Origin of the sequence: Spongiibacter sp. IMCC21906 (genome assembly GCF_001010805.1) — a bacterium.
Taxonomy (GTDB): Bacteria; Pseudomonadota; Gammaproteobacteria; order Pseudomonadales; family Spongiibacteraceae; genus Spongiibacter.
This window is the reverse complement of record NZ_CP011477.1, coordinates 3,397,366-3,413,243: the sequence shown is the minus strand read 5'-3', so window position 1 is coordinate 3,413,243 and position 15,878 is coordinate 3,397,366. Positions and strand designations below refer to the sequence as shown.

16 protein-coding genes are annotated in these 15,878 nt (G+C 51.7%); 11 read left to right on the top strand and 5 right to left on the bottom strand.

Annotated features, from left to right (window positions below; translation table 11 throughout):
- Window positions 1-6: 6 nt before the first annotated feature.
- From nadD to lipA, 11 genes are all read left to right on the top strand, one after another.
- Complete coding sequence (gene nadD / locus IMCC21906_RS15815) at window positions 7-672, top strand: nicotinate-nucleotide adenylyltransferase (RefSeq protein ID WP_047012964.1); 666 nt, start codon at window positions 7-9, stop codon at window positions 670-672.
- A complete protein-coding gene (rsfS, locus tag IMCC21906_RS15810; protein WP_047012963.1) occupies window positions 672-1,022 on the top strand; it encodes a ribosome silencing factor in 351 nt (116 codons plus the stop codon). The genes nadD and rsfS overlap by 1 nt, the downstream gene beginning before the upstream one ends.
- Entirely contained in the window at window positions 1,012-1,479 is a 468-nt protein-coding gene (gene rlmH / locus IMCC21906_RS15805; RefSeq protein ID WP_047012962.1) for a 23S rRNA (pseudouridine(1915)-N(3))-methyltransferase RlmH, read from the top strand. The genes rsfS and rlmH overlap by 11 nt, the downstream gene beginning before the upstream one ends.
- Window positions 1,479-3,347 carry a penicillin-binding protein 2 gene (gene mrdA / locus IMCC21906_RS15800; RefSeq protein ID WP_047012961.1) on the top strand — a complete coding sequence of 623 codons (1,869 nt, stop codon included), beginning with the start codon at window positions 1,479-1,481 and terminating at the stop codon, window positions 3,345-3,347. The genes rlmH and mrdA overlap by 1 nt, the downstream gene beginning before the upstream one ends.
- Window positions 3,340-4,485, top strand: a complete 1,146-nt coding sequence (gene rodA / locus IMCC21906_RS15795; protein ID WP_047012960.1) for a rod shape-determining protein RodA — start codon at window positions 3,340-3,342, stop codon at window positions 4,483-4,485. Before mrdA ends, rodA begins: the two co-directional genes overlap by 8 nt.
- Window positions 4,486-4,572: 87 nt before the next feature.
- A complete protein-coding gene (mltB, locus tag IMCC21906_RS15790; RefSeq protein WP_047013508.1) occupies window positions 4,573-5,529 on the top strand; it encodes a lytic murein transglycosylase B in 957 nt (318 codons plus the stop codon).
- Window positions 5,530-5,636: 107 nt separating this feature from the next.
- The gene (locus IMCC21906_RS15785; RefSeq protein WP_047012959.1) at window positions 5,637-6,392 is read left to right on the top strand and encodes a septal ring lytic transglycosylase RlpA family protein; all 756 of its coding nucleotides are present in this window, start codon (window positions 5,637-5,639) and stop codon (window positions 6,390-6,392) included.
- A 65-nt stretch (window positions 6,393-6,457) separates the two neighbouring features.
- Window positions 6,458-7,618, top strand: coding sequence for a D-alanyl-D-alanine carboxypeptidase family protein (locus IMCC21906_RS15780; protein ID WP_052763590.1), 1,161 nt, complete (start codon window positions 6,458-6,460; stop codon window positions 7,616-7,618).
- Between the two features lie 24 nt (window positions 7,619-7,642).
- Window positions 7,643-7,912, top strand: a complete 270-nt coding sequence (locus tag IMCC21906_RS15775; RefSeq protein ID WP_047012958.1) for a YbeD family protein — start codon at window positions 7,643-7,645, stop codon at window positions 7,910-7,912.
- Window positions 7,912-8,607: a lipoyl(octanoyl) transferase LipB gene (lipB, locus tag IMCC21906_RS15770; protein ID WP_047012957.1), complete on the top strand. Its 696-nt coding sequence runs from the start codon at window positions 7,912-7,914 to the stop codon at window positions 8,605-8,607. Before IMCC21906_RS15775 ends, lipB begins: the two co-directional genes overlap by 1 nt.
- Window positions 8,604-9,605, top strand: coding sequence for a lipoyl synthase (gene lipA, locus IMCC21906_RS15765; protein ID WP_047012956.1), 1,002 nt, complete (start codon window positions 8,604-8,606; stop codon window positions 9,603-9,605). Before lipB ends, lipA begins: the two co-directional genes overlap by 4 nt.
- Before the next feature lie 126 nt (window positions 9,606-9,731).
- Here the strand turns inward: lipA and pta are convergent, their stop codons facing one another.
- The 5 genes from pta to nadN all read right to left on the bottom strand — a co-directional run bounded on the left by pta (window position 9,732) and on the right by nadN (window position 15,850).
- Window positions 9,732-10,691, bottom strand: a complete 960-nt coding sequence (pta, locus tag IMCC21906_RS15760; RefSeq protein WP_047012955.1) for a phosphate acetyltransferase — start codon at window positions 10,689-10,691, stop codon at window positions 9,732-9,734.
- Window positions 10,692-10,813: 122 nt separating this feature from the next.
- Window positions 10,814-11,146, bottom strand: coding sequence for a hypothetical protein (locus tag IMCC21906_RS15755; protein ID WP_047012954.1), 333 nt, complete (start codon window positions 11,144-11,146; stop codon window positions 10,814-10,816).
- A 1-nt stretch (window position 11,147) separates the two neighbouring features.
- Window positions 11,148-12,518, bottom strand: a complete 1,371-nt coding sequence (locus IMCC21906_RS15750) for an acyclic terpene utilization AtuA family protein (protein WP_047012953.1) — start codon at window positions 12,516-12,518, stop codon at window positions 11,148-11,150.
- Window positions 12,519-12,573: 55 nt separating this feature from the next.
- Window positions 12,574-13,362 (bottom strand): enoyl-CoA hydratase/isomerase family protein, encoded by a 789-nt coding sequence (locus tag IMCC21906_RS15745; protein WP_047012952.1) that lies wholly within the window; start codon window positions 13,360-13,362, stop codon window positions 12,574-12,576.
- A 694-nt stretch (window positions 13,363-14,056) separates the two neighbouring features.
- A complete protein-coding gene (gene nadN, locus IMCC21906_RS15740) occupies window positions 14,057-15,850 on the bottom strand; it encodes an NAD nucleotidase (RefSeq protein WP_052763589.1) in 1,794 nt (597 codons plus the stop codon).
- Window positions 15,851-15,878: the final 28 nt, after the last annotated feature.

Sequence of the window (15,878 nt, the reverse complement as noted above, 5' to 3'; positions counted from 1 at the left end):
CTTGTGATGTCGCGTAATAGTATTGCTATTTTTGGTGGTACCTTTGACCCGGTTCATCACGGTCATTTAAGGTCTGCCCTGGAGCTAAAAGAAACCTTGGCGGTGGATGAACTGCGGTTAATGCCCAGTCACAAACCGCCATTACGGGATAGGCCTGGAGCGAGCAGCGAGCTGCGATTGGCGATGGTTGCCGACGCCATTGCTGATGAACCGGGGCTGGCAGTAGAGGGCAGGGAACTTCAGCGTTCCGGGCCGTCTTACAGTGCAGAGACTTTAGCAGAGCTTCGCCAGGACTGTGGGCCTGATGTGGCGTTGATTTTTATTGTGGGCAGCGATGCCTTTAATCAGTTACACCGCTGGCAGGATTGGCGGCGTATTTTTGACAGTGCCCATTTAGTGGTGCTGGAGCGCCCGGAATTTCCCTTGGCGATAGCCAAGGAAGTCGAAGCGTTTCTCGCCCCGCGTTGGGTGGATGACCGCGCGGCGTTGCTCGCTGAACCCTGCGGTAATATCCATCGCCTGCAATTGTCCCAGTTGGCAATTTCGGCAACGGATATTCGCCGTCGTATTGCCGACGGGCTTTCGATACGCTATCTGTTACCAGAAGGAGTGAGACGTATCATCAATGAACAAGGCCTTTACCGACCTGAATCACAGGAAACCCACCATTAATGGATGTTGAACAATTGAAAACCACTATTTTGAACGCCCTAGAAGAGCGTAAAGGTCGCGATATTGTGACCATAGACGTTCGAGGCATCAGCGGCGTTACTGACTACATGGTGGTCTGCAGCGGTACTTCTAGTCGTCATGTTAAGTCCCTTGCAGACAATGTTTGGGTTGAGGCTAAAAAGCTGGGTGCGACGCCGATTGGTATGGAAGGGCAGCGTTCTTCTGATTGGGTTCTAGTGGATTTTGGCGATGTGGTGGTGCATGTAATGCTGCCCGAAGCTCGGGAGTTTTATGATCTTGAGCGGCTGTGGCAAGTGCCTGCGAGCAACGACGATCAGAATGAAGATTAGTTTAATTTGTGTCGGCACAAAAATGCCGGCTTGGGTGGAGGCGGGGGTTGCTGAATACCAAAAGCGTCTCCCCCCTGAGTTCAATTTTGAAATTCGCGAGCTGCCGCTAGCCAAACGGGCTAAGGGCAGTGATATTCATCGCGCTATTGCCCAAGAGGGCGAAGCGATGCTCGCCACAATTAATCCCGCTGACCGGGTGATTGCCTTGGATGTAAAGGGTAAGCCCCAGAGCACCGAAGGCCTGGCTACGGCCTTAGATGACTGGCTGATGGACGGTGACAATATCAGTATTCTGGTCGGGGGCCCCGATGGTTTACATCCTGGCTGTATTGAGCTGGCCGCTCAAAAATGGTCCTTATCCGCCATGACCATGCCGCACCCATTAGTGCGAGTGCTGTTTGTTGAACAGCTTTATCGCGCGTGGACCATTCTCAGCAACCATCCCTACCATCGCTAATGCCCCGTCGTCAGGCACTTAAAAATACCTTCCGTGAGCGTTTGGTTTATCGCAGAAGAATATTGGTGTCGGTGCTGATTGTTATGATCATGACGGGAATCCTTGTCGCCCGTTATACCCAGCTACAAATTGTCGACTACCAGGTGTATATCACCCAGTCTGACCGCAACCGGATTCAGCTGCTGCCTATCGCCCCAAAGCGGGGACTGATTTTTGATCGTAATGGCGTGTTGTTGGCCGAAAATATTCCCAGTTATACCCTGACTGTTGTTAAGGAACGGGTACCTGATATGGAGGAGACCCTGGCTGGGCTCTCTAAGCTGGTGGAGCTGGATGAAGATGATATTGAGGACTTTCGCAATCGCCGGGGGCGGCCTTACCAGGCTATTCCTTTAAAGTTTCGCTTAAGCGAGCATGAAATTGCGGTGGTGTCGGTTAATCGACACCGCTTTCCCGGTGTTGAGATAGACGCGCAGCTGGTCCGGCACTACCCCTTTGGCGATTTGTTTGCACATATGTTGGGGTATGTGGGGCGTATCAATGCCCAAGAACAACAAGAGATCGATCCGGTTAATTACAGCGGTACCCACTACATCGGTAAAATCGGTTTAGAGCAGTATTACGAAGATATTTTGCATGGCACGGTGGGCTATCAAAACGTTGAAACCAACGCCCACGGCAGGATATTGCGGGTGTTGGAGCGTCATGATCCGCTGCCGGGGGGCGATATTCATCTGCACGTCGATGCCGAAGTGCAGCGGATTGCGGCCAAAGCAATGGAGGGGCGCCGGGGCGCTGTTGTGGCGATAGACCCGCGAGATGGCGGTGTCGTGGCCATGGTCAGTGCGCCCAGCTACGACGCTAACTTATTTGTAAATGGCATTAGCTCTAAAGATTATTCAGCGCTGCGCTCGGATTTAGATTTGCCGTTATATAACCGGGCCTTGCAGGGACAGTATCCCCCGGCCTCCACCATTAAGCCTATTTGGGGTTTGGCGGGTTTGTATTATGGCGCTGTCACCCCATCGACAACGTATTACGATCCTGGTTATTTCTCGCTGCCTAATGACAGCCGTCGTTACCGCGACTGGAAGCGGGGTGGCCATGGCACCCGAGTCGATTTGGAGCAGGCCGTACAAGAGTCTTGCGATGTCTACTTTTATGAATTGGCCCACAAATTAGGTATCGATAAACTGCATGATTTTGGCGTCCGTTTTGGTCTTGGTGACGTAACGGGCATTGATAATACGAATGAGCGGGCAGGGCTGTTGCCTTCCCGGGAGTGGAAGCAACGTAGCCGTGGCGTTCACTGGTACCCCGGCGAAACTATTAATGTGGGTATTGGCCAAGGCTTTACCTTGGCGACACCACTACAGCTGGCGGTTATGACCACGGTGCTGGCCTCAAGGGGTGAATTGCGGGCCCCTAGACTGTTAGCCTCGGTGGGAGAGGAGACGATCTCTGCTCCACTCTTGGGGAAAATTGAAGATATGCCAGGCGCCCACTGGAAATCGGTGATTAAGGCGATGGAGAGCGTTGTTCATGGCTCCCGTGGCACGGCGCGAGGCTTAACTAAAAATTTGCCTTATCGTTTGGCAGGCAAGACGGGCACGGCACAAGTCGTCGGCATTGCCGCAGGAGAGCGCTATGACTCCGAGGCGTTGGAGCTACGTAAACGAGATCATGCTCTGTTTATTGCTTTTGCGCCGGCAGAGGACCCCAAGTTGGCGGTGGCAGTGGTGATAGAAAATGGTGAACATGGGGGCAGTGTGGCCGGCCCGGTAGCCCGCCGGGTGCTAGATGCGTATTTGCTGGGTGATGACGCGCCAGACTATATGGCTGAGCAGCCGAGGGTAAGTGATGAGTAACAGTGATTTTTTGCGCCAATTGCCGGGCGATGGTCACAGTATGCATGGCCAGCGCAGTATCAGTCGACGATTGCGTATTGATATGCCATTACTCATTTTGCTATTGATTTTGGCCGGGGTGGGGTTGACGGTGCTATATAGTGCCAGCGATCAAAATATGGCTTCGGTACTGCGTCAGGGCCGATTTTTGTCAGTGGCTTTTGTGGTGATGATTTTGGTGGCGCAAATCCGCCCAGAGCAATTAAAGCGCTGGGCGCCATTTGCCTATATTGTTTGTCTCTTTTTGCTGGTGGGCGTCGAGTTCTTAGGGGCGGACGCCAAAGGTGCGCAGCGCTGGCTAAATATTGTTGGTTTTCGGTTTCAGCCGTCAGAGCTTGCCAAGCTGGTGATCCCCATGGCGCTGGCTTGGTATCTTGCCAGCCATCCCTTGCCCCCAGCCGCTAAGCATTCTGCGGGCAGTTTGGTGTTGATTATGCTGCCCACCGTCCTGGTCGCCATTCAGCCAGATTTGGGCACCTCGATATTGGTCGCCACTTCTGGGGTGTTTGTGTTATTTCTGGCGGGTATTAGCTGGACGTTTATTTTTAGTGGTTTGACCTTGGTGGCGCTGTCGATTTATCCGATGTGGCATTTTGTGATGCACGGTTACCAGCGCCAGCGGGTTTTAACCCTATTGAACCCGGAAAGTGACAAGCTAGGGGCGGGTTGGAATATTATTCAGTCCAAAACCGCCATTGGATCTGGCGGGTTTGACGGCAAAAGTTGGCTGCATGGCACCCAGTCGCATCTGGATTTTCTACCAGAAAGCCACACTGATTTTATTATCGCCGTTCTCGCGGAAGAGTTCGGTTTGCGGGGGGTGTTGCTGCTGTTGCTGCTCTACGGTTTGATTATTAGCCGGGGAATTTGGATCGCGACCCAGGCAACCCAGTGCTTTGGCCGTTTATTGGGCGGGAGTATTATCCTGACTTTTTTTGTCTATGTATTTGTAAATATGGGCATGGTATCTGGCCTACTGCCGGTAGTCGGAGTACCGTTGCCTCTTGTCAGTCAAGGGGGAACATCTCTCATCACCTTGCTGGTTGGTTTTGGTATCCTGATGGGAATACGGGCAGACGAGCGTCTGGTACATCAATAATGAATGGGATCGAACGTGAACAAACACAATAAAGGCATTTTTAGAAAATTCATTCCCCGTTTGGCAGCTGCTGGGCTGGCGGCGCTTATGGCTATGCCTGGCGCATGGGCTGATTATAGCGGCCACGCTGGAAGTCAGGCCTTCGTCAATAAAATGGTGGAAAAACACGGCTTTGATCGGGAGTGGGTACAAGGCATTCTTAGCCAAGCTGAAAAGAAACAATCTATTTTGGATGCCATGTCGCGCCCAGCTGAATCAGTGATGACGTGGGGACGCTACCGTAAGATCTTTATTCAGGAATCCCGGATTAATTTGGGCGCCAAATTCTGGAATGAGCATAGAAAAACGCTAGAGCGAGCTGAAAAAACCTATGGTGTTCCCGCGTGGATGATCGTCGGTATTATCGGTGTGGAAACCCGCTATGGCTCCAATATGGGCAGCTACCGGGTGGTAGATGCGTTGGCGACCTTGGGCTTTGATTATCCCCGGCGCAGTGAATTTTTCTTGGGCCAGTTAGAGCAATATCTCATGATGGTGCGCGAGCAGCATTTTGACCCCTACGAGTTAAAAGGTTCTTACGCCGGGGCGATGGGTTTTGGTCAGTTTATCCCCAGCAGTTACCGCGCCTATGCCGTCGATTTTGATGGTGATGGTCAAGTCGATATCGTCAATAACCCCGTGGATGCCATTGGTAGTGTGGCCAATTATTTCGCCAAACATGGCTGGAAAAAAGGAGCGCCGGTGGTGAGTTCGATCGTTCTGGCAGAGAACTATGACGACACCTTGTTTAATACGGGCCTCAAGCCAACGAAAACCGTCGCAGAACTGAGTAAAGGGGGCATTAAGCCTGATCACACTGACGTAAAACCGGGTATGAAGGCCACGGCAATGCGCTTGGATGGCGACGAAGGTGATGAGTATTGGATGGGCTTGCAAAACTTTTACGTCATTACACGCTATAACCACAGCGCGATGTATGCGATGGCGGCTTACCAGTTGAGCCAGATGATTGCGGCAAGAGTAGGCGCTGAGACTGCTGAATGATGCTGAGAAGTCGTGGGTTTTTCCTGGTATCAGCACTGTTCATCAGCGCATGTACAACACTCGAATCTCCAACGAAACCGCCGCCACCACCGTCTGAGGAGGCGGCGGTGAGTGTCGAGCCCTTTTACGATCCCGATACCCCCCTTGACGAACTTCAAGATGGCGCCCCACTGAAGACCCTTGACCCTAACTTAATTGCCGACGCGGTACCGCGCTTCGATATTATTAAAGTCAATGGCAATATCAGCCCGTATCAGGTAATGGGCAAAGTCTATGAGCTAGAGGACGACTATCGCGGCTTTCGCCAGCGGGGGATGGCCTCTTGGTATGGCACCAAGTTTCATGGTCGCAAAACGTCCAATGGCGAAATTTACAGTCTTTACGCCATGAGCGCGGCTCATAAGACCTTGCCGATTCCGGTATATGTCAAGGTGACCAATCTTGATAATGGTCGCCAAGCGGTGGTGCGGGTCAATGACCGCGGTCCGTTTCACTCAGATCGCATTATTGATTTGTCTTATGCTGCGGCAGTAAAGCTTGGTTATGCTGAACAAGGCACTGCTGAGGTGGAAATCGAGGTCATTGACACGGATAATATGCGCACGGCCGCGTTGGCAGAGCAGGCAAAATACTATCTGCAGGTGGGAGCCTTTAGCCAATTGTCCTCAGCCAATCGTTTGCAGGCTAAACTGAGCGCAGATTTAAGTTATCCAGTGGCGGTAGCGAGCGGTGATGATGCCTTGCACCGTGTCAGAATTGGCCCGTTTGCCGACTATCCTTCTGCGCAAGCAGCCAAAAAGCTTGTTAAAAAGCGTTGGACCGGGGGAACAAGCCTTATCGTCGAGCATGGCGATAAAGGCTGAAGCAGCCTTAATACCTGCGTTTAATGGAACGTTTATAAGAACGCTTAAAACAAAGAATGAGAGATATGTTAAAAAAACTATTAATAGCGGCAACCGTGCTGTTTGCCTCGGCGCCAGCGCTGACGCAACCAGATCTTATCCCCTCTCCACCTGCGGTTGCAGCCAGCGCTTATTTATTGGTTGATGCCGATAGTGGCGAGGTGCTCATTGAGCACAATGCCGATCAACGTTTGCCTCCTGCCAGCTTAACCAAGCTGATGACCAGCTATGTGCTGTCATATGAGTTAGACCGAGGGCAAGTCAGTAACGATGATATGGTAACCATCAGCAAAAATGCGTGGGCTCAAAACCCGGTTTTTGCGGGCTCTTCACTGATGTGGATAGAGGTGGGTAAACAGGTCAACTTGCACGATCTGCATAAAGGAATCGTGATTTCTTCTGGCAACGACTCCACTGTTGCCGTTGCTGAATATCTGGCAGGCAGTGAAGAAGCCTTTGCCGGCATGATGAATCAGCATGCCAAACGTTTGGGAATGACCAACACCCATTATGTGAATTCTCATGGTTTGCCCGACCCTGATCATTACACGTCGCCACGGGATTTGGCTATTTTGGCTAAGGCGATTATTCAGCACCCCGACGAATATGCACTGTATAGTCAAAAAGACTTTACCTATAACGGTATTAAACAAACCAACCGCAATGGCTTGCTGTGGACTGACCCCAGCGTGGATGGCTTAAAAACCGGGCATACAGAAGAGGCTGGTTATTGTTTGGTGACGTCAGCTAAGCGCGACGGCATGCGCTTGATCTCGGTGGTGATGGGCGCCAGCAGTCAATCTGCTCGGGAGCGTGAAACCCAAAAGCTGCTGTCCTATGGTTTTCGCTATTTTGAAACCCATCATCTCTATGCTTCTGGCACTGAACTGACCACAAACAAAGTTTGGAAGGGCAGCGCCGACTCCGTGGCTCTGGGAGTGAAGGAAGACGTTTATCTGACGATTCCTAGGGGTAAAAGCGATTCTTTAAACGCACAGCTTAACGTTGACGACACCTTGGTGGCGCCAATTAGTGGCGACGAGGAATACGGTGAGCTGGTTGTGACCCTCAACGGCGAGCAGCAGGTGAATGTACCGCTGGTGGCGTTAGAAAATGTTGAGCAAGGCAGTATCTTTAAGCGGCTTTGGGACAGCATTGTGTTGTTTTTTCTTGGGTTGTTTTCATAAATTTATTTTTTGAGTGATGTAGTTGTGACTGAGCAAAAGCCGCCTGTAATTGAGTTTCCCTGTGACTACCCCATCAAGGTAATTGGTGAGGCTGGGGCGGCCCTGCGTGAAAAAACCATTGCAATAATGCGTCAACACGCTGGCGATATTGACGAAAGTTTAATCACCGAACGAGAAAGTCGAGAAGGGCGTTTTGTCGCTATCACCGTGACTATCGTCGCAACTGGCAAGCCCCAGTTGGACGACATCTTTACTGACCTCAAGGCGACCGGCATCGTAAAAATGGTGCTGTAATGTCGCAAAACATCCTCTGGTGCCGGCAATTAGGTCGGCAAGCATATATGCCTGTTTGGCAGGCGATGCAGCGCTATACAGATAGTCGGGGCCCCGACAGCCGGGACGAAATCTGGTTTTTAGAACACGATCCGGTGTTTACTCAAGGCCAGGCAGGTAAAGCCGAGCATGTGTTAATGCCTGGTGATATTCCTGTGGTGCAGGTAGATCGCGGTGGTCAGGTCACCTATCATGGTCCAGGCCAATTGCTTGGCTATGTATTGGTTGATCTTCGCCGCTTGGGTATTGGCGTGCGGGACTTGGTTACCGCCATTGAGCAAAGCATTGTCAGTGTGTTGGCAGATTTAACTATTCCAGCGCACCCCCGGCCCGATGCCCCCGGTGTTTACCTGGAAAACGGTGCTAAAATAGCCCAACTGGGCTTAAAGATTCGTCGAGGCTGCAGCTTTCATGGCTTGAGTCTCAATATCGACATGGATCTCAGCGTTTTTCAGCGTATTAACCCCTGCGGTCACGTTGGTATGGCGGTAAGCGATATTGCCACACAGCTTGCTCAGGCGGCCCCAAGTCAGCCAGTACCAAGTCAGTCATCATTGGCCAATGCATTGGCGTCGGCGTTAGCAAACACATTAGCCTATACCGAATACAGGGAGAGTGACGACAACACACTACCCCAATGGGAGGAGTCACAATGAGCAGCGATGTAGAACAGAAAACGACAACCGTTCAGGTTCAGCGCCCTGCTAATAAAAAGGTCGTGCAAGGCGAAAAGCTTCGCGGCGCCGAAAAAGTGGCTCGTATCCCCGTCAAAGTGATTCCTTCGGTGGAGCTGCCCGCCAAGCCTGCTTGGATTAGAGCGAGGCTCCCGGCCAGCCCTGAAATCAGCCGTATCAAAAGTATTTTGCGCAAACACAAGCTGGCCTCTGTTTGTGAAGAGGCCGCCTGCCCAAACCTGGGTGAATGTTTTAGCGGCGGCACGGCCACCTTTATGATCATGGGTGAAATTTGCACCCGGCGCTGCCCTTTTTGCGATGTTGCCCATGGTCGTCCCAATGCGCTGAATCAAGACGAGCCGGTAGAGCTGGCTGACGCCATTGCCGAAATGCAGTTGAAATATGTAGTTATTACCTCGGTAGACCGGGACGATTTGCGCGATGGCGGTGCCCAACATTTTGCGGACTGTATCCGCGAAACCCGTCAGCGCAGCCCCGGCATTCGCATAGAAGTGTTGGTGCCAGACTTCCGTGGCCGTATGGATGTGGCGCTGGATATTCTAGAAGACGAAGCCCCTGACGTGTTTAATCACAACCTGGAGTCGGTCCCCAGCCTTTATAAAAAAATCCGCCCCGGTTCCGATTATCAGTGGTCGCTGGACCTGCTTAAAAAATACAAAGAACGCCGCCCGGATGTACTCACCAAATCAGGTTTAATGCTGGGCCTGGGCGAAACAGCAGAAGAATTGATTCAGGTTATGAAAGATATGCGTGCCCACGATATCGACATGATCACCATGGGACAGTACCTACAACCCAGTCGTGATCACCTGCCAGTGGATCGATTTGTCACTCCTGAAGAGTTTGATGAGTTTGGGCGCATTGCCGAAGAGCTTGGTTTTAAAAGCGTTGCCAGCGGACCTATGGTGCGCTCGTCTTATCACGCCGATAAGCAAGTGGATTTGAGCTTACTGAAGTAAACGCCGTTTTAAAAAGAGCTTGTATCGATATGAGAAAAAAGGGTTCTGCTTATTAGCAGAACCCTTTTTTGCTTTTTACCAGCGCCGAATGTTGGCCGTTTGGTTTTGCGTTTGAATACGATTTTGCTATGCCAGTGTTGCGGCGATGACGGCCACATCAACAATATCTTCTGCACTGCATCCGCGGGATAAATCCATCCACGGCTTCGCCAAACCTTGTAGTAATGGTCCAAGTGCTTTGGCACCGCCAATTCGCTGGGTAATTTTGTAGCCGATATTGCCAGAATCCAAGTCGGGGAAAATAAAGACGTTGGCCTGACCTGCCACGGCAGAATCGGGGGCTTTTTTCTTGCCAATTGCCGGAACAAAAGCGGCATCAAACTGCAGTTCGCCGTCAATAGCCAGTTCTGGTTGCTGCGTTTTGGCAAGGTCTAGTGCTGCCCGAACTTTGTCTACTCGGGGGTGCTCGGCGCTGCCCTTGGTTGAGAATGACAGCATGGCAACCTTAGCGACTTCACCGGTCAATTGCTGGTGGCTGGCGGCGCTGGCGAGGGCAATTTCAGCCAGGGCATTACTGTCGGGGTCGGGGATGACGCCGCAGTCGCCATAGGTCAGTACGCGACCATCGGTAAGCTCCATCAGGAAGAAGCTGGACACTTGCTTGGCACCGTTGGCGAGACCAAGACCCTGAATGCCTGCCCTCAATACATCGGCAGTGGTGGCGGTTGAGCCAGCCACGCCGCCGTCTGCAAAGCCCAATTTTAATAGCACTGAGGCGAGTAATACCGGGTTCTCTAGTGCTGCCGCGGCTTTTTCTTCAGTCATGCCTTTTGCCGCTCGGGCGATGGTGAAGGCCTGAATGGCTTGTTGGCGCCATTGGGCGGCGTCGCTGCGTTGAGCAAAGACTTCGACGCCTTCGGGTGCGGTTATGCCTTCAGGTAAGTCTATCAGTACGGGCAGGGCCAGTTTGCTGCTGGCGAGTTGACTGGCGGCGCTTATTACGCGTTCATCGTAATGCTCAGGCAGTAAAATGCGTTTGGGTTGGGCTTGGGCGGTTTGGCGAAGCTGGTCGAGAATGCCGGTCATGCTGATTTGTCTCTTGTCGGATTTAGTGCGTGTGTAAAAGGTACAGGTACAAAAAAGGCCGGGATTGCCGGCCTTTTTGACAAGCCGTTTAACAGCTTGTTATGACGTTGCTTGCAGCCGGATTAGGCGAGCAGCTCGTCGGGTACGTCCATTTCCATGTACAGCATGGCCAGGCTGTGTACCTTACCCTGAGCATCCATGATGAGGGTTTCGGTGCCGCCGCCGCCAAGGGAATCTTCCAGAATAAAGTTAAGCACGTTGAGGTTGTCCAGCTCGTAGCGAGTTACCTCGCCAAAGCAGATTTCCTTGAAGTGCTCTTTAACCACGGCGGTGGTCAGGTTTTCTTTCAGGAATTCGTAGATGGCAGTGGTGTTGGCTTTAACGCCTACGTTGCTGCCGTCGCCTTTGTCGCCGCTGCGGGCAATGGCGATATCCATCAATTTTACTTTAGCCATTTTATACTTCCTCCACGGTGACAGTGGTGTGTACTTTGGTTTTGTCCATTAACGCGGGCCAGTAGCCGACGATTTCAGTGGGGCGAGGGCGGCCAGCGGCAAAGCCGGTAACGCCAACAGGGCCGCTGGTGATCAGCGGTGCCAATTCCCGACCAAGGATGTTGAGTACATTTTTGTCGTAGCTTTTAGCGCCGACCCGCAGCATGACTTCGCCGGGCTCTTGCTCTTGCTTGTAAATGCCTTTGTAGCAGACATTGGTGCCGAATAGCTCAACAAAGCGATCTTCTTTCGGGATTTCTTTGCCGTACATGCCAACACGCTCAAACAGAATTTCGGCGGCCAGTTCAGCTTTTTCGACAGCGTCAGGAGCGGTGTAAGTCAGTTGGCCAACGATTTTGTAGCCATCTTCAAATGCCATAGACACTTTGTAAGTAGGTGTGGGTTCGGCGCCTTTGATGCCCCAAACTTTTACCCGGTTGTCGCCGTCTTGCTCCATTTGAATAGAGGTGAAGTCAGATTTGCAGTCAGGGCCCAGATAGTTTTTCGGGTCGCCCAGTTCGTACATGATCTGAGAAACAACGGTGTCTACTGTTACCAGGCCACCAGTGCCTTCGTGTTTGGTGACAGTGAAGGTGCCGTCAGCTTTCGCTTCTACAATGGGGTAGCCAATACGGGCAAAGTTGGGAACGTCGCGCCAGCCGTTGTAGTTGCCGCCAGTACATTGTGCACCGCACTCAAGGATGTGGCCCATGACGGTACCGGCAGCCAGTTTGTCGTAGTCTTCCATCGACCAGCCGAACTCGTGTATCAGCGGAGCGAGTACGACGGAGGGGTCGGTAGCGCGGCCAGTAACCACGATGTCGGCACCTTGGTCCAGCGCGTCGGCAATGGGCTTGGCACCGATGTAGACGTTGGCGCTGGAGATTTTGTCCAGTACGTCTTGGATAGGGGCGCCGTTATCCAGGTTTTTGAATTCTTCGCCTGATTTGATCAGCTCGGGGAGTTGGTCGAGGATGTCGTCGCCTTCCACGATGCCGATTTTGATGCCGCTCATGCCTAGCTCTTTCACGACTTCTTTAATCGCTTTTAGGCAACCTTTGGGGTTGACACCGCCAGCGTTGGCGATGACCTTGATGCCTTTTTTCTGGCAGGTTGGCAGGATTTCTTTGAGCATGGAGACAAAGTCCGTGGCGTAGCCCGCTTCGGGGTTACGCAGGCGCTGTTTCTGCATGATGCTCATGGTAACCTCGGCCAAATAATCCAAGGTCAAATAATCCAGCGGGCCTTCCTCAACTAGGCGTTTGGGGCCCAGAAGACTGTCCCCCCAGAAGCCCTGGCCATTGGCAATCAGTACCGTTTTGTCGTCGCTCATAGTCTCTACCTAAACGTCTTGATGTATCGGTGAATGGGTGTCCCGTACAGGGGGTTTATTGAATCCAGTTGGGCTTACGTTTTTCTAAAAAGGCGGTCAGACCTTCTTGTCCTTCGTCAGAGCCCCGGGTTTCAGCAATGCGTTTGCTGGTTTCTGAAATAACTTCAGGCGTAATTTCCTGATTGGCAAAATCCAGTACCAGTTTTTTGGCTTCGCCGACGCCGCGAGGGCCATTGCGTAACAGCCCTTTTAAAATTCCGTTAATTGTCTCATCCAGTTGCTCTGCCTCTGCAACTTCAGAAACCAGCCCCAATATGTGGGCTTTCTCGGCAGTGATCAGCTCTGCGGTGGTGAAGTAGCGGCGCGAGGCCCGCTCACCAATGGCATTAATAACATAGGGGCTGATCGTAGCCGGAATCATGCCAACTTTGACTTCGCTGAGACAGAAGGCCGCCTCTGGGGCCGCTACCACCATATCACAGCAGCTTACCAAGCCAACACCGCCACCAAAGGCTGGGCCTTGAACGCGGGCAATGGTTAATTTGGGCAAGGTGTTAAGGCGGCGAAGCATTTCAGCCAGTAGATTGGAGTCGCGCAGGTTTTCTTCGTAGCCGTAAGTGGCCATGCGGCGCATCCAGTTGAGGTCGCCGCCAGCACAAAAACTCTTGCCGGTAGACGCCAAAATCACAGCGCGAACGGCAGTGTCTTCGCCTGCTTTTTTGAATGCTTCGCTTAATGCTGCGACAACAACATCGTCAAAGGCGTTGTGAATTTCAGGGCGTGAGAGGGTGATTGTAGCAACGCCCCGCTCATCAACAGCATAGTTGATTGCTTGTTCTGACATTTAGCTCATTCCTATTGCTAGGTCTTTCTGGTTTTGTTGAGAGTCAGCTTTGGTTTGCGCCGCCAAACAACAAAAGATTCGCTGCATAATAATACACGAGCATACCATAATGCGAGCTTTTGGGGAGGGTCGTTGGTGCCTTGGAGGCAAATTCGAGGCAAAAATGTGCTCAGAATTCTGCTTTGACAAGCTTGGTGTTCGTGCTTGGTAGGGGGTGGTAGTGATAAAAGTGTTACTTGTAATGTTGTTTTTAGCCATATTGCTTATGACGAAATACCCGTTGAGTTATCAGCAAGTGACACCTCAATTGTAGCAATCAGAGTCGCCCGTATGGGACGTTTTTACATTACAGGCTGGGGCGTTGGAGAGGGTTTTTGCAATAGAAGCGGTACTTAAATGTGGTATCAGGGATTGTAAATGGGGTTGAAACTATAATAACCATTCTGGTTTCGATGCGTTTTGCCAGTGTTGGATTGATCGACTGGTATCTTCCGGCTGAATTTTGCGCGGGTCAAACCGGAGGATCCTTTGAAGAACACATCTAGATGTGCAAGTAGATGTGCAAGCCATCGGTACATTTCATCGGTGCTAGAGGCTTAGCTTCTAGCAACCGGCCCGGATGCAAGGCGGCATTCGATTCACATTATCAGAACGCTTTACTTGGCAAACGGGCGGTATCTATTAAAGAGACTTCTTAGTAGCCGGTGCAGGACTCGGTGCCATGATTGCAGCCATCTCGGCCGATGTAATTTTGAGTTGAGTACTCGTCCACCGGTAGTTTTTGCAGGTTCATGCCGTTGGCAGTTAAGGCATTCACGTAATCGACAAAGCCCTGTGCATATTCGGTGAAGGTGTCCACGAAGTCACCGGCGGTAAAGATGGGCCCGAAGGTGGTGTAGCCATCTTGGCCTGAGGCAATAAAGTCATTGGTCACTACGGTGTAGGTTGCGCTGGTGTCGATGGCTGTCCAGCTGCCGGAAACGCGGGGGTTTACTTCAACATTGCTCACCCGGCTGCCAGCACTTTGTGAGGCGTCTACTTCATAGCGCAGGCCTGATGCATAGGGATATGAGCCGGTAGAACCTGCGTTATCTAATGCATTGGCAAGGGCGTCTTCAAGCACGTCTATCACTTGCTGACCGCTCATTTCTAAGGTCACTAGTGTGTTGGAAAAGGGCAGCAAGGTGTAGGCATCAGCTATGGTGTATTCACCGGCAGCGACATCTACCCGCACGCCACCGCCGTTTTGTATGCCAATATCGGCGGTGGGTGTGACGGTCATAAAGGCTTTGGCAACGATGTTGGAGATATCGCTACCCATTGCCGAGGTGGCTGAGGCGTTGCACAGTGCAGAGCGGCCTTCGCCGGGAAAGCGGTCCAGGCACAGATCATTGCTGATAGTGCCAATTACGCTTTGTTGCAGCTCCACTGTTTGAGAGACATAGCTGTCGACAATTTGGGCTGTGGTTGCATCTGCTTGAGTGACAACCAGCTCGGGGTAAGCGGACAACGCCTGGGTAATAAGATAACTGTCATTGCTATTTAAGTTGCGGTTTTCGGTATCGTTATAGGCATAGCTAAATGCATTGCGTACGGGCATATATGGCTGGCCAGCGCAGGTGGAAACAACGCCGTTCTCGTCAAAGCTTACATCGAGCTTGCCGAGCAGGTGGGCATACTCCCACGCTTGCACTACGCAAACCGGGTCGCCGTCCAGATTGGTGATTTGAGTGGGGTAGTCGCCGACTGGATTAAATCCCAGAGCTGCAAAATTGTCGCTGCCTAACAATGAGTGTGAGTCGCCGCCGACAATGACATCGACGCCTTTTAGCTTAGTCGCTAAAACTTTGTCGCCTTCAAACGTGTAGTGGGTAAGCAGAATAATTTTGTTCACCCCAAGTGCGGCTAGCTCGTCGATATATTGTTGGGCTGTTGCCGTTTCATCAAGAAACTCGGTACCTGCATCGGGGCGCGAGGAGTTTTTGGTTTTGCCTGCAATGTCTAAACCGATAATGCCGATCTGTTCGCCTTCACGTTTAACTATTGTATAAGGCTGAATATATCCTTCTTTAATAGGCGATGCGTCTCCGGGCACGACATTGGCTGCTAATACTGGCGTGTGACATGCCGTGGCGTTTAGGGCGTCGAGAAAATACGCTAAGCCAGAGTCGCCGCCGTCAAATTCGTGGTTGCCCAGGGCGAAGGCGTCAAAGCAGATTTGGTTCATCACATCAGCATCTGCTACACCTTTAAACAAGGTGTTGAGCAAGGTGCCGGTAATCGAGTCGCCAGCGTGTAGTTTCAGGACATTTTCGCTTTGTCCTGCCAGCGTATTAAACAGGTTGACTAGCATTGGAAAACCACCGTAACTAACACTGATTTCGTCCAGCTCATCGCCAGCTTCTGTGCGTGCTGACAAGCTCAGTGAACTGAGATCAAAATCAAAATTTTCCGCTTCGATATGTGAGTGATGGTCGTTGATATGCAAAATGCTAAGGTCGATAGCTCTGGAGGCA

Bases quoted from the DNA above. Each gene is read 5' to 3' on its own strand.
- IMCC21906_RS15745 (WP_047012952.1), bottom strand. From the start codon at position 13,362: ATGTCAGAACAAGCAATCAACTATGCTGTTGATGAGCGGGGCGTTGCT.
- IMCC21906_RS15755 (WP_047012954.1), bottom strand. From the start codon at position 11,146: ATGGCTAAAGTAAAATTGATGGATATCGCCATTGCCCGCAGCGGCGAC.
- lipB (WP_047012957.1), top strand. From the start codon at position 7,912: ATGTCGCAAAACATCCTCTGGTGCCGGCAATTAGGTCGGCAAGCATAT.
- IMCC21906_RS15750 (WP_047012953.1), bottom strand. From the start codon at position 12,518: ATGAGCGACGACAAAACGGTACTGATTGCCAATGGCCAGGGCTTCTGG.
- nadD (WP_047012964.1), top strand. From the start codon at position 7: ATGTCGCGTAATAGTATTGCTATTTTTGGTGGTACCTTTGACCCGGTT.
- mrdA (WP_047012961.1), top strand. From the start codon at position 1,479: ATGCCCCGTCGTCAGGCACTTAAAAATACCTTCCGTGAGCGTTTGGTT.
- rlmH (WP_047012962.1), top strand. From the start codon at position 1,012: ATGAAGATTAGTTTAATTTGTGTCGGCACAAAAATGCCGGCTTGGGTG.
- lipA (WP_047012956.1), top strand. From the start codon at position 8,604: ATGAGCAGCGATGTAGAACAGAAAACGACAACCGTTCAGGTTCAGCGC.
- rodA (WP_047012960.1), top strand. From the start codon at position 3,340: ATGAGTAACAGTGATTTTTTGCGCCAATTGCCGGGCGATGGTCACAGT.
- mltB (WP_047013508.1), top strand. From the start codon at position 4,573: ATGGCTATGCCTGGCGCATGGGCTGATTATAGCGGCCACGCTGGAAGT.
- pta (WP_047012955.1), bottom strand. From the start codon at position 10,691: ATGACCGGCATTCTCGACCAGCTTCGCCAAACCGCCCAAGCCCAACCC.
- IMCC21906_RS15780 (WP_052763590.1), top strand. From the start codon at position 6,458: ATGTTAAAAAAACTATTAATAGCGGCAACCGTGCTGTTTGCCTCGGCG.
- rsfS (WP_047012963.1), top strand. From the start codon at position 672: ATGGATGTTGAACAATTGAAAACCACTATTTTGAACGCCCTAGAAGAG.